Genomic DNA, 12,578 nt, shown 5'->3' with positions numbered 1-12,578 from the left:
TTATGACCTCTCAGGGCACAAATACTCATTATCTGACTTGGAATACCTTCCAAATGGTATCTATATCAATAACGGCAAGAAGTTTATCAAATAAATGATTAAGTAGCTGGTCAAATTAAACGCATATTATACGCTCTGGCGATTTTGAGACGATTTGGCCGCGAAGCGAAGGAGCGATGCGGGCATCGTGACTGAGCGACAAGGTCAAAGCGGCCAAAATAGCCAAGCGTAGGATATGCGAGATTCAATCATTGAAATGAAACTTGATTATATCGTTTTAATTTGAACAGCTACTAAGGTTATCGAAAGGAATGCAAATCTTAAGGTGACAGAAAATAGTGAGGAGGAATTCAGTCCATTATCAGAAACCCACCGAAAGGTTTTCAATCTCATTTCTATGAATACCAGTGTGAAGTATGGTGATTTACAAAAAGAGACGGGACTTTCACGTGGATACTTATCACGAGTGGTTGGAGATTTAAAAGAGCGAGGCTATCTACTTAGAGTTGGAAGTGACAGAAAAGGTGAATGGCAGATTTTAAAGTCGCTATTGAGGAAATAAAAGGATGCAAATTCTGATTAATGAACTTACTTGAAAAGTTATTATAGATTGTCAAAGCTTAGGCTTGCAGAATCAAATAAAAGCATTATCTTTGCAATCGCAAAGTGCCTCTGGAGACTTTAGTCGCTCCTGTTAGCACTATAAAAGAAGTCCAAGTCGATGCTGCCACTTAGTCGGGCAGCATTGCTTTTTTATATCCACCCTTACTTCACAGACTCATGATACATTATAATAGCTATAAAGTATAATATTCCATCTTTGCCTGCTTTATATTATCAATAAAATTTATTATCTTTGCAATTGAAAGTAACATAAATCTGTAAAATGACCAATTAGAAAAACAGAGATATACGCCGAAAGCCGAAAATCTTTGGGAACATCCTTGTAGTCGTTACAGGCTTTGGTCGGCCTTCAGATGCTACGCGGATGTTCTTGTTATTTAATATGAAGCTGACAGCTGCACAACAGAAATACTTTGCCTATTGGCTTACAAGGAGTCTGCCTTCCGACAGTCTCGGTAAGCTCACAGCTTCATTACAGGATGCACAGGTTGACCTTACACCGCATCAGATAGACGCGGCTCTTTTTGCTTTCAAGTCTCCGCTTTCAAAGGGCGCGATTCTCGCTGACGAGGTAGGACTTGGAAAGACAATAGAAGCAGGTATAATCCTCTCTCAATTTTGGGCTGAACATCGACGCCACTTGCTCATAATTGCTCCGGCTAACCTACGCAAGCAGTGGGCGACTGAACTTCATGAGAAGTTCTTTCTACCTTCGCGTATTCTTGAAGCAAAAACTTTCAATCGCTACATTGAGGATGGCAATCTCAATCCATTTAACTGCGAGGAAATTGTTATTTGTTCATATCAGTTCGCAAAGACTAAAGCCCCGTATCTTAAACAGACGAATTGGGATTTGGTAGTAATCGACGAGGCTCACCGCCTACGCAACGTCTATAAGCCTACCAACAAAATCTCCAACACAATAAAGAACGCTCTTGCTGACCGCAAGAAAATACTACTTACGGCTACGCCTCTCCAAAACTCTATTCTTGAACTTTACGGTCTGACTACCATAATAGATGATTATGCGTTTGGCGACCTCAAAAGTTTCAAGATGCAGTATAATCGCAATCTCGACGAAACCGATTATACTAATCTACGTCGCCGTCTTGCTCCTCTGTGTAAGCGAACACTTCGACGACAGGTGTTGGAATATATCCGATACACAAAGCGTATCGCCATACTGCAAGAGTTTTTTCCTACTAAACAGGAACAGGAACTTTACGACCTTGTTTCGGAGTATCTGCAACGTCCACGCCTTTATGCGCTTCCTAACAGTCAGCGTCAGCTTATGACGCTAATCCTCCGCAAACTTCTTGCATCTTCAACCCATGCTATATACGGGACTCTCTGCGCCCTAATTGAAAAGTTGGAAGCTAAGCTCAAACGCCAGGGCGTTGAGCAGTCCGATGATAAACTTTTCAAGTACGACTACGAGGACTACGAGAGTGAAACCGAAGAATGGCTTGATGATGAAGAAGACGGGGACGAGCCGGACGAGGAAGAAATGCTCTTGCCCGAAGACATCGAGCGTGTGAAAGCGGAAATCAAAGACCTTGAAAAATTCCGCGAACTTGCCTTCAGGATTAAGCGCAACTCAAAAGCGGAACAACTTTTTGAGGGCTTAAATCAGGGATTTGCTCAACTTGAAGAACTCGGTGCGTCCAAAAAGGCTCTTATCTTTACTGAATCGCGCCGTACTCAAGATTTCCTTTTAGACCTGCTCGAAAAGAGAGGCTATAAGGGAAAAGTGGTACTTTTCAATGGTTCTAATTCCGACAAGCAATCCACAGCCATTTACAAGGCTTGGAAAGAAAAGCATAAGGGTACATCAAAGATCACAGGCTCGGTAACCGCCGATAAACGTGCTGCTCTTGTTGACTACTTCCGCGATGAAGCCACTATTATGATTGCTACTGAGGCTGCCGCTGAGGGTATCAATCTTCAGTTCTGTTCGCTCGTGGTCAACTATGATATGCCGTGGAATCCACAGCGCATTGAGCAGCGCATCGGACGTTGCCACCGTTACGGTCAGAATTTCGATGTAGTTGTTATCAACTTCCTCAATAAAGCAAACGCTGCCGATGTCCGCGTTTATGAATTGCTTGACCAAAAGTTTCAGCTATTCAACGGAGTTTTCGGCGCTTCCGATGAAGTTCTCGGCGCAATCGGCAATGGTGTAGATTTTGAAAAGCGTATAGCGCAGATATATCAACTTTGCCGCTCTCCCAAAGAAATTAAAGAGGCTTTCGATGCACTCCAAGAGGAACTGCAAGAGCAGATTTCCGATAGAATGCTGAAAGCCCGAACCACTCTATTAGAGAACTTCGACGAGTCGGTGAAGCAGAAACTTCGCAGCGATCTTGCCGAAACCCGAGACAATCTCAACCAATTCGAGCAGACTCTATGGCAACTCACTCGAAGTTATTTCGCTGACTATGCCGATTTCAACGATACAGACCACTCGTTTATCGTCCATCCGTTTGTCGATAACGGAGCCGTTAGCTGGTATCGTCGTTTCCCAGGTGAATATATGATGGTAAGCTCCGAGAATAGACGCACTGCTAAGTTAGCAGATGGTGTACGACCTTACCGCATTGGTGATCCACTCGCTCAATATATGCTAACCGGTCTAAAAGCTGCGCCTGTTCCTGTCTCCGAAGTTACACTCGATTACAGTAACTCACCGCTTAACGTTGCTTTTATCAAGCAACTTGTCGGTCAGTCGGGCTGGCTCACTGTCGAGCAACTTACCATAGACTCATTCGAGAAAGAGGATATTCTTCTTCACGCTTGTATTACTGATACAGGAGAAACCATTCCTTCCGACATTGCCGAGTATATGTTGCGACTACCCGGTTATGACAGTAGGGACGCGATTAATCGCGTCCACCCTGAAATTGAGAATGCACTCGCTGACGCAATCACCGCACAACGTGCGGAAATAACTGCCGCCAATGCTGAACGTAATAATTCTTTCTTTGAGGAAGAAATGGAGAAACTCGACAACTGGTCTGAAGACGTGAAAGCCGGGCTTGAAAAAGAGTTACGCGATCTTGACGCTGAAATCAAACTTCGCAAAAGCGAGAGTAAAAAGACTTCACGCCTTGATGAAAAAGTACGTCTGCAACGTCTTATCAAGGACCTTGAAAAACGTCGAAGCGAAAAGCGTCTCAATCTTTATCAGGCTCAGGACGATGTGGATTCGAAGAAAGAAGAACTGCTTTCAAAAGTTGAAGCCATGCTCGCCCAAAAGATTGAACAAACCAAGTTAATAACTTTTCATTGGAAGATTTTATAATGAGACTAAAGAATTTCAGAATTAAACACAACCTTTTAGATTTCACTCTTGGTGACAATCAGAGTGAGACTTTTGAAGTGACTAAAGAATCTCTTGTAGGCTATTGGAAATTTATTGAATTATCGGATAAAATTAATCAAGGAAACTATTCAATAAACAACATTTCAGCCGTTTCAGATAGCATCGCATTTTTTAACGTTTGTAACGCGATACTTTCTTACCAATCATGTTATGACTACTTTTTACAAATTCTTTTATTTGGATTCGGGTTTAATTCTGATTTCTATACATCCAAAGAATATAGAAAATTGATTAAAGATGAATGCCGTTTAACTACTTTCGATTATAAAGAAATTGATGGTATCAAAGAACAGATTAAGACAGACAGTCAATTTACTAAAGATTTGAACTTGTTTTCTTCTTCGAATGAAGAATTTAGTAAATTTTATTCTCAATTTAAAAATTACTATGACTGTAGAAATCATAATAAATACGGAATTGCTGAATGGGCTAATTGTATAAAGCACCAAGGAGGTTTTATAACTGAAGAATTATATAACTCACATCGTTGTCATAATCTTCTATTTCAATCTGCGGATGGTTCAGATAGTTTTTCATCCGAAGTAATTTATGCTCATATGCCTTCAATCTCACAAATTCTGACAAGGCTTTTCTGGCAAAATGAGAAAATAGTGGAAATATCAAATTGGTTATATGAAACGTTTTACCCAATTCGTAAGATTGAGGCTTTCCATTCGTATAATCTTCCAAAGGATAAAATAATTTTAACAACAAATGGTAAAGGACAAGATAAATAAACTGGAACTTACGTGGATTGGCAAGGAGGAAGAGCCTCTTGCCATTGAGCCTCGTTTGCTGATTGACACTCCGGAATATAGTTTTGGAGAGGTCGAAACCTGCACTCTTCCTAATGGCAAACCGTGGCCGGGCAATATGCTCATTCACGGCGATAATCTTCTTGCACTTCGCGCTCTTGAACAAGACTTTGCAGGACAGATAAAATGTATTTTTATAGATCCTCCATATAATACTGGTAGTGCTTTTGAACAATACGATGATTCATTGGAACATTCTATTTGGCTTAATCTTATGTATGCACGCTTAAAAGTGCTTCATAACTTATTAGCAGAAGATGGAACCATTTGGATTGCATTAGACGATAATGAGGTTCATTATTGTAAAGTAATGTGCGATGAGATTTTCGGACGCAATAATTTTGTTCAATCTGTTGTATGGCGGTCGAGTGATAATTCCAATAATGATTCTAAACAATTTTCAATAGACCATAATACAATATTGGTGTATGCCAAAAGTAGCGGATGGCTTTCCAAACGATTGCCTCCTAAAGATTCTCAAAGCACTCATTTCAAAAATCCTGATAATGATCCGAAAGGTCCATGGTTTGATGGCAATCCCATATCGTCACCATCACCTCGTGAAAACTTGATGTTTGATATAGAGACACCTATAGGAACTGTCATCCACCCTCCTAAGAACGGATGGCGATGGAGTAAAGACACTATAGACGAGAAAATGTCAAAAGGAGAGATTTATTTTAATAAAGATTTTACAAACATTAAGCGCCGTACTTATCTTTGTGATAGCCGCGGGCTCCCTCCCTCTTCATTATGGATAGACTTAGAAGAAACAGGACATAATCGTCAAGCCAAGTATGAACAAAAAAAATTATTTCCTGAATGGGATAAATCTCAATGGTTTGCCACACCAAAGCCAGAGAAACTTATAGAGAAGATTCTACTTGTCTCAACTGAGTCCGGGGATATAGTTCTTGATAGCTTCCTTGGTAGCGGTACAACTGCTGCGGTTGCTCACAAAATGGGGCGCAGATGGATTGGTGTTGAATTAGGCGAACACGCATATACTCATTGTGCCGTCCGCATGAAAAAGGTTATCGAGGGTGAGCAAGGTGGTATATCAAGGTCTGTAAATTGGAATGGCGGAGGTGGCTTCAAGTTCTATGAACTTGCGCCGAGTCTTCTCAACCATGACAAGTACGGTAATCTCGTAATCAATAAGGATTACAATGCTGATATGCTTGCCGCTGCTATGGCTAAGCATCAGGGTTTCACTTATTCTCCCGACGAAGAAGTCTATTGGAAACAAGGTAGCAGTTCTGAGCATGACTTTATCTTCACTACCACCCAACTGATTACTGCTGAAATGCTCGACGCAATTCACAATCAGTTGGGCGAAGATGAATCATTACTTATCTGCTGCACCAAGTTTCAGCCGGAGTGTCGTAACAAGTACTCAAACATCACTATCAAGAAAATCCCCAAAGTTCTTCTCGACACCTGCGAGTTCGACCGCGACGACTATTCCCTAAATATCATCTCAGTGCCCAACATTGAAGATGAAGAATGGGATGATGGTGATCAGGAGGAAAATTCTCTGAAGAAAAACGATGACACACCAAATCTTTTCAATCAATGAGTGGAAAAGTGATATTGGATAAGGAGTATAGGGATTGGATTGGCGAGTTGTCTAACCGCTATCAGTCCGCTCAAATAAAAGCTGCGATTGCGGTAAATTCCGAAATGCTGCGATTTTACTGGGAATTGGGTCATGACATCGTAGCCATGCAGTCTGAGAATAAGTATGGCAGTAAATTCTTCGAAACATTGAGTCGTGATTTGAAGGCGGCAATTCCTGAAGCCAAGGGGTTTTCGAGTCGGAATCTACAGGCCATTAAAAAATTTTATATAATGTACTCGAAGATTCTGCCACAAGCTGTGGCAGAATCTTCACTATCAAATCCGCCACAACCTGCGGCAGATTTTTTCAGAGTTCCGTGGGGCCATCACCGATTGCTCATTGATAAGTATTTCGATCAACCTCAGACGGCTCTCTTTTATATAGAGAATACCGTAAAACATGGATGGTCCCGGTCGATATTGGATCACATGATTGAAACCGGAATCCATCTACGTCAGGGAAAGGCGATTTCCAACTTCAAAGCATTGCTCCCGGAGGCAACAAGTGAGTTGACACAGGAAATTACCAAAGATCCATACATATTTGATTTTGTCAATTTTTCCGGTCCATACAAAGAACGGGAGTTGAAGGAGGCATTGCTGAAAAATATTACTAAATTCTTGCTTGAACTTGGTGAGGGATTCGCATTTGTGGGACAGGAATACAAGCTGAATGTCGGACAGACTGAACAATTTACTGACTTATTGTTCTATAATCTCAAACTAAGATGTTATGTAGTAATCGAACTTAAAGTGGTAAAATTTGAGCCAGGCTTTCTGGGACAGTTAGGAATGTATGTAACGGCAGTAAATCATCTGCTTAAAACTGAGCAAGATAATCCTACGATAGGGCTATTGGTTTGCAAAACTAAAGATAATGTATTAGCTCAATACTCATTGGAAGGATATAATCTGCCTATCGGTGTGTCACAATATCAATTAGAAAAAATATTACCCGAAAATTTCAAAAGTACATTACCTTCAATTGATGAGATTGAAGCCGAATTGAGTAATTAGTAATCTATGGACCAAATAGTTAACTACATACGTCAACGTCTTTCGCTTCGCAAGCCACTTGCGAAAGCGTTAGAGCTTACCTCTCGACTGACCGATAAGCTTTCCTTGCAGAAACCACCGACTGACCCGGATATGCTTGAAATGTTTATTGCTGCTGAACTTGCAAAGGTGAAATCCATCGTGCCGACTGTGAAAGGGTTTGACCGGGATTTTCCTTCTCTTGCTTTTTCTATTGCCACCGGTATCGGTAAAACGCGACTTATGGGTGCCATCATCGCATACCTTTATCTCAAGAAAGGCATCAAGCACTTTTTTGTGCTTGCTCCCAATCTTACTCTTTACGAGAAGTTGATAAAAGATTTCGGCGATGAGTCATATTCAAAATATGTGTTCAAGGGTATCAGTGAATTTGTCGGAAGGCCACCAAGAATCGTTACTGGCGAGAACTATCAGGAGCGCACCGGCTCTCTTTTCTCAGACCTTGAAATCAATATCTTCAACATCTCGAAGTTCAACAAAGATAGTAAAGAGAGTAAAAAAGGATTACCGCGCATGCGTCGCCTGTCTGAATATCTCGGTCAATCGTACTTTGATTATCTCGCATCGCTTCCTGATCTTGTAATCTTGATGGACGAAGCGCACCGCTATCACGGAGACGCTTCAAAAAAAGCAATCAATGAGCTTCGCCCTGTTCTTGGTCTTGAGATGACGGCTACACCTTTCGATGAAAAAGGGAAAGCCTTTAAGAATATCGTTTTTGAATATAATCTTGCAGAAGCTCTCGACGATGGGTTATATGTCAAAAATCCGGCGATTGCAAAAGCCCGAAACTTCAATAAGGATAATTTCACTCCCGAAGATATTGAAATTATCAAACTTGAAGACGGAATTACCGTGCATGAGCGCACAAAACTCGCTATTGAGATGTATGCCAAGCAGAACGGCCTGCCGGTTGTTAAGCCATTCATTCTCGTCACTTGCCGAGATATAAACCACGCAAAAGACATAGAAGATTTATTGCAGAGCGATCGCATTTATCACGGTGCCTATAAGGGGAAAGTCCTTCGTATTGATAGTACCTCGAAAAAGGATGAAGATATTGAGCGTCAGTTTGTAGCTCTTGAATCACCCGACAACGAGATAGAAATTGTCGTACATGTCAATATGCTTAAAGAGGGCTGGGATGTGAATAATCTTTACACAATTATTCCACTCCGTGCCTCTAATGCAGCTATCCTCATTGAGCAGACTATCGGACGTGGACTGCGCTTACCTTACGGCGGTCAACGCACCGGCAATAAAGATGTTGATACTTTAACCGTTATTGCTCACGACAACTTCCAGAAAGTTATCGACGAGGCAAATAAGGGTAATTCACTTCTAAAACGTGTTTCGTTTATCGAGCTTGAAGATCGCGACGAGCGGGAACAGGGCGGTCGTGTGGAAACCACTCCAACCTCTACTGAGCAGAAGATTCAGAAGCAAATCGAAAAGGTCAAAGGAGAAATATCGGAGAAGTCGAAACAATATGTTACCCAAGTAGGTAAGGCTGTCGAATCCGCCATCTCCAATATTGCAGCTGAGGGTGTAGCCTCTTTTGGAGACCTCCAAAAGAAAGAGGTTAAGCAAAAACTCCGCGAAAAGGCTATTGAAACCATCAAGGAGAGTGTCAAGGACTCCCTTTTTGCGGAACAAGATGCAGCCGAGCAGATAGCCCAGGTCGACGAAATAATAAATATCGTCGTAGAGGATTACAAGGATAATGTTATTGAAATTCCGCGCATTGTCGTTGAACAACAAAATGTAAAGGCTATATTTGAGGACTTCGACCTCGATACTACTAAGGGATATAATCTCGATGAATTGCATCGAGAAATTATCCGACAAGGACTCCACGACTCTACTGAATTTGAAGTGATTGCCGGAAAATCCGGAAGTTCTAAGCGCCCGGCTGTTGAACAGCTCATCGCGTGTCTTATAGACTTTGATGACGTTGATTATGACGAAATTTCCGACTTGCTCTATAAACTTGTAGGACAAGCCGTAGATGTTATTCGCAGTAATGCTCCCGGTATCACTGATGATGATTTGAACGAGCGAGTTCACGCATTCAAGCAAAGTCTCGCTGACAATATATATAAGCAGATGAAAGAACACTACCGCATTATTCCGGGAGAGTTCAAAATCAACAAAGTGCTACCATTCTCAAAAATTCTTGACCAACCAATAATTGTTAATAATTGGGGAACATTGGATTTTCACGAACCAGTACCGGCACAGAAGTCTGCCGTAGTCAAATTTGTGTATGTAGGTTTCAAAAAGTCCTACTATACAAAATATCGTTTCGACAGTTCTACCGAGCTTGACTTCTCGTTCATTCTCGAAACCAACAATGAAGTCCTCAAATGGATTCGTCCTGTACCCAATCAGTTCAATATATACTGGTCGAGTGGAGCAAAGAAATACGAGCCGGACTTCATTGTAGAAACTGCTGACGCTATCTACATGTGTGAAACCAAAGCGGAGAAAGATGTCAACGATTCTGATGTGCAAGCCAAAGCAGAAGCCGCTCGTGAGTTCTGCCGTAGAGCCTCCGAGTTTACCGCACAAAATGGCGGCAAACCTTGGCATTACCTCATTATTCCCCATACTCTCGTAGATCGAGGTTATTCGTTTAATTATATTCTCAAACAAATAAAACTTAAATAATTAATTCCAAAATACCTTTAATCATGCGACATTTAACTTCATTAATGGTTATTTTGGCTGTTCTGATCTTAACAGCCTGTAGCCAATCTCAAAAAACTTCTTCAGAAGCCAGGACTTCCATGGAGGCATTAGTCAAGGAATTGGCTAAGAATCCTGAAAGCGTGAAAATCGATAATGTAAACGCTGTCTACCAAAATGATTCTCTTTCTATACTTCACTTCGATTTTACAGCGAAGAATGGTCTGGGTATGGAATCTACCGATAAGATGGAATACATCTATCTTATTCAAGGCGATAAGAAATACGAGGCTATACACGAACTCGCAGCGGATAGTGTATATGTAGACAATCCAACTTGGGAGAAAAATCGTAAGGGAAACATTTACGAAGATCTCGATTACGATGCTGCTCTTCGGTACTTATCTGCCATTTTTATCAATGGCAATGGTAGAGCCGTTGGAGATAAAGCCCGCGAAAATGAAGTTAAGATTGAAGTACCTACAGGAACAGGTGCTTGGGAACTCAAACGCTATTCCGATTCCTTCGGGGAAGAGACTAACGACAAATATCTTGTCTTGATGGGAGACGGCGTGTTTAGTAATAGCGCAACAACTAACTCAAACCTTAAAGTGGCATTCTTTATTGATGGAAATAGTTTTTCCTTCCGTCTTTTTGAATACGGATCAAGCCCTGTAAAAGATGATGACGCAACATATGTAACTCGTATTAAGGATAGCGAGGGAAATGTTCATGATTTCAGACTTTGGAACTCAGGACAGTCTGGTCAGATTGGTTCATTCTATAATGGAACAGAGGACTATCAAAAGATAGTTGATATTCTCAAAAAGGGAGGAGATATTGTTGTCCTTATGAATTATAGCAATTACGGCCAAAGTGATTACCGCTTCAAACTTAATGTAGACGGGTTTGATAAAGCAATGAAGTTAGTGAAATAACACTAATAGTTAAGTTTTACAACATCGATAAGTTCACTGTTGAGATGATTCTTTCCCAACAGTGAACTCTTGAAATTTTCAAATGAATAATTAAAATGATTATCCGCAATATAATAATTAAGGTTAGTGTTCAACGAGCCTTTTAATTTATTTTATTGCCACCCATTGTTAGGGGAATATTCCCCATTGCCTTTGGCCATCTGTCTTGCTTAAGAACTAAAATGATTATATTTCTCTTTTCATGGAAGACCGAAATGAGTAGAAAGAAATTTACAAGTCCTAATATGCTATGAATAAAAATAATAAAGAAAAAGCTATAGAAATTAAAAACGAATTATGTGCCTATAATCCTTCGCTTGCTGGATTGGAGTTTATTGGAGGCGGGAACAATGGATACGCCTATCAAATGGGAGGGCTGGTAGTAAAGGTTACAGGAGATATTGAAGAATTTACCGTGGCTTATGCTTTAACTCAGTACAACGAACAGTATCCTCAAGGAATAATGTCTTCTTGTATTGCTTCTCCTCACCTTGTCTTTTCATTTTATTCGAAATCTCAGAATCGTTATTATGGAGTCATATTTATGGAAAAGTTGGAGATGTCTAGTTCGTTACAACCTTACATCAAGCTGGCAGTTAAAGATTTCATTCATGTATGGATCTCAGAATTCTTCAATAATAATGGTAGGTCTGGAGACTACTGGAGGATATGCGATATTTACAGGGAGGGTTCAAAAGAAGTAATACAGGAAATTCGAAATATGTTAGAAAGATTCCTGGCTCTCCAACATGAAGAAGAATATAGTACATTGGAATATAAGAGAGAAATTAGAGTTAAATTCAGTTTGTTTTTCTTTGATTTTATTAGTAAGCTTTATAAGGAGATTCTGTCTATATATCCTAATGCACGTGTCGATTTAAATGAAGGAAACTTTGGCTTTGATTCCAATAAGCATTTAAAGGCTTTTGATTTTCAAGTATATGACGAAGCGCAGTGTCACAAAGATATTTTTTCAATCTTACGAAAATTTTAAATATGAAAATACTCAGTTGGAACGTAAATGGGCTGCGGGCGCGGTTGGAGGCTGTGAATCGGTTGGTGGCCGAGTTGCAGCCTGATGTGCTGTGTTTTCAGAAAGTAAGGAGGAATGGAGGTTTCCTTACACTGATACCCGATTATCTGGGATTCCTTGGTTCAATGAAGAAAGGATTATTCGGAGGTGTAAGCACATATTTGCGTCATGGTCTGGAGATTGACATTGAGGCACAGCGCAATGATGCACCGAAATGGCTACTTGAAACCGGATGTCTGAACGTTATTCGTTTCGACCAGTTAATTCTTGTCAATGCCTATTTTCCCTACGCTAATAAAACGGATGAAGAGTTTGTTAAGATCAGGCAGCGTTGGGACTATGAGCTTCACGATTATCTTGTAAGTCTTGCTTCAGAGAAACCG

General features: G+C 40.7%; 9 protein-coding genes. All 9 read left to right on the top strand.

The features are described from left to right. The first annotated feature begins 397 nt into the window (after positions 1-397). Positions 398-562 carry a hypothetical protein gene (locus HDT28_04065; protein ID MBD5131752.1) on the top strand — a complete coding sequence of 55 codons (165 nt, stop codon included), beginning with the start codon at positions 398-400 and terminating at the stop codon, positions 560-562. Between the two features lie 426 nt (positions 563-988). Further along, positions 989-3,925 carry a DEAD/DEAH box helicase family protein gene (locus HDT28_04060; protein MBD5131751.1) on the top strand — a complete coding sequence of 979 codons (2,937 nt, stop codon included), beginning with the start codon at positions 989-991 and terminating at the stop codon, positions 3,923-3,925. Then, on the top strand, positions 3,910-4,743 hold the full coding sequence (locus HDT28_04055; protein ID MBD5131750.1) for a hypothetical protein: 834 nt from the start codon (positions 3,910-3,912) through the stop codon (positions 4,741-4,743). The genes HDT28_04060 and HDT28_04055 overlap by 16 nt, the downstream gene beginning before the upstream one ends. Then, positions 4,721-6,400 carry a site-specific DNA-methyltransferase gene (locus HDT28_04050; GenBank protein ID MBD5131749.1) on the top strand — a complete coding sequence of 560 codons (1,680 nt, stop codon included), beginning with the start codon at positions 4,721-4,723 and terminating at the stop codon, positions 6,398-6,400. The genes HDT28_04055 and HDT28_04050 overlap by 23 nt, the downstream gene beginning before the upstream one ends. After that, positions 6,397-7,458 (top strand): DUF1016 domain-containing protein, encoded by a 1,062-nt coding sequence (locus HDT28_04045; protein MBD5131748.1) that lies wholly within the window; start codon positions 6,397-6,399, stop codon positions 7,456-7,458. Before HDT28_04050 ends, HDT28_04045 begins: the two co-directional genes overlap by 4 nt. A gap of 6 nt (positions 7,459-7,464) precedes the next feature. Beyond that, positions 7,465-10,167, top strand: coding sequence for a DEAD/DEAH box helicase family protein (locus tag HDT28_04040; protein MBD5131747.1), 2,703 nt, complete (start codon positions 7,465-7,467; stop codon positions 10,165-10,167). 44 nt (positions 10,168-10,211) lie between these two features. Continuing rightward, entirely contained in the window at positions 10,212-11,123 is a 912-nt protein-coding gene (locus tag HDT28_04035; GenBank protein ID MBD5131746.1) for a hypothetical protein, read from the top strand. Positions 11,124-11,412: 289 nt separating this feature from the next. After that, on the top strand, positions 11,413-12,156 hold the full coding sequence (locus HDT28_04030; protein MBD5131745.1) for a hypothetical protein: 744 nt from the start codon (positions 11,413-11,415) through the stop codon (positions 12,154-12,156). A gap of 2 nt (positions 12,157-12,158) precedes the next feature. Then, on the top strand, positions 12,159-12,578 hold a 420-nt coding region (locus HDT28_04025), incomplete at its 3' end, for a hypothetical protein (protein ID MBD5131744.1).

The organism is Clostridiales bacterium (assembly GCA_014799665.1).
Classification (GTDB): Bacteria; Bacillota; Clostridia; order Christensenellales; family Pumilibacteraceae; genus Anaerocaecibacter.
This window is presented reverse-complemented; position numbering and strand designations above follow the sequence as displayed.

What these genes read in the sequence shown, in the direction of transcription:
- HDT28_04065 (MBD5131752.1), top strand. Translation starts at nt 398, where the DNA reads ATGAATACCAGTGTGAAGTATGGTGATTTACAAAAAGAGACGGGACTT.
- HDT28_04060 (MBD5131751.1), top strand. Translation starts at nt 989, where the DNA reads ATGTTCTTGTTATTTAATATGAAGCTGACAGCTGCACAACAGAAATAC.
- HDT28_04050 (MBD5131749.1), top strand. Translation starts at nt 4,721, where the DNA reads ATGGTAAAGGACAAGATAAATAAACTGGAACTTACGTGGATTGGCAAG.
- HDT28_04045 (MBD5131748.1), top strand. Translation starts at nt 6,397, where the DNA reads ATGAGTGGAAAAGTGATATTGGATAAGGAGTATAGGGATTGGATTGGC.
- HDT28_04040 (MBD5131747.1), top strand. Translation starts at nt 7,465, where the DNA reads ATGGACCAAATAGTTAACTACATACGTCAACGTCTTTCGCTTCGCAAG.
- HDT28_04035 (MBD5131746.1), top strand. Translation starts at nt 10,212, where the DNA reads ATGGTTATTTTGGCTGTTCTGATCTTAACAGCCTGTAGCCAATCTCAA.
- HDT28_04030 (MBD5131745.1), top strand. Translation starts at nt 11,413, where the DNA reads ATGAATAAAAATAATAAAGAAAAAGCTATAGAAATTAAAAACGAATTA.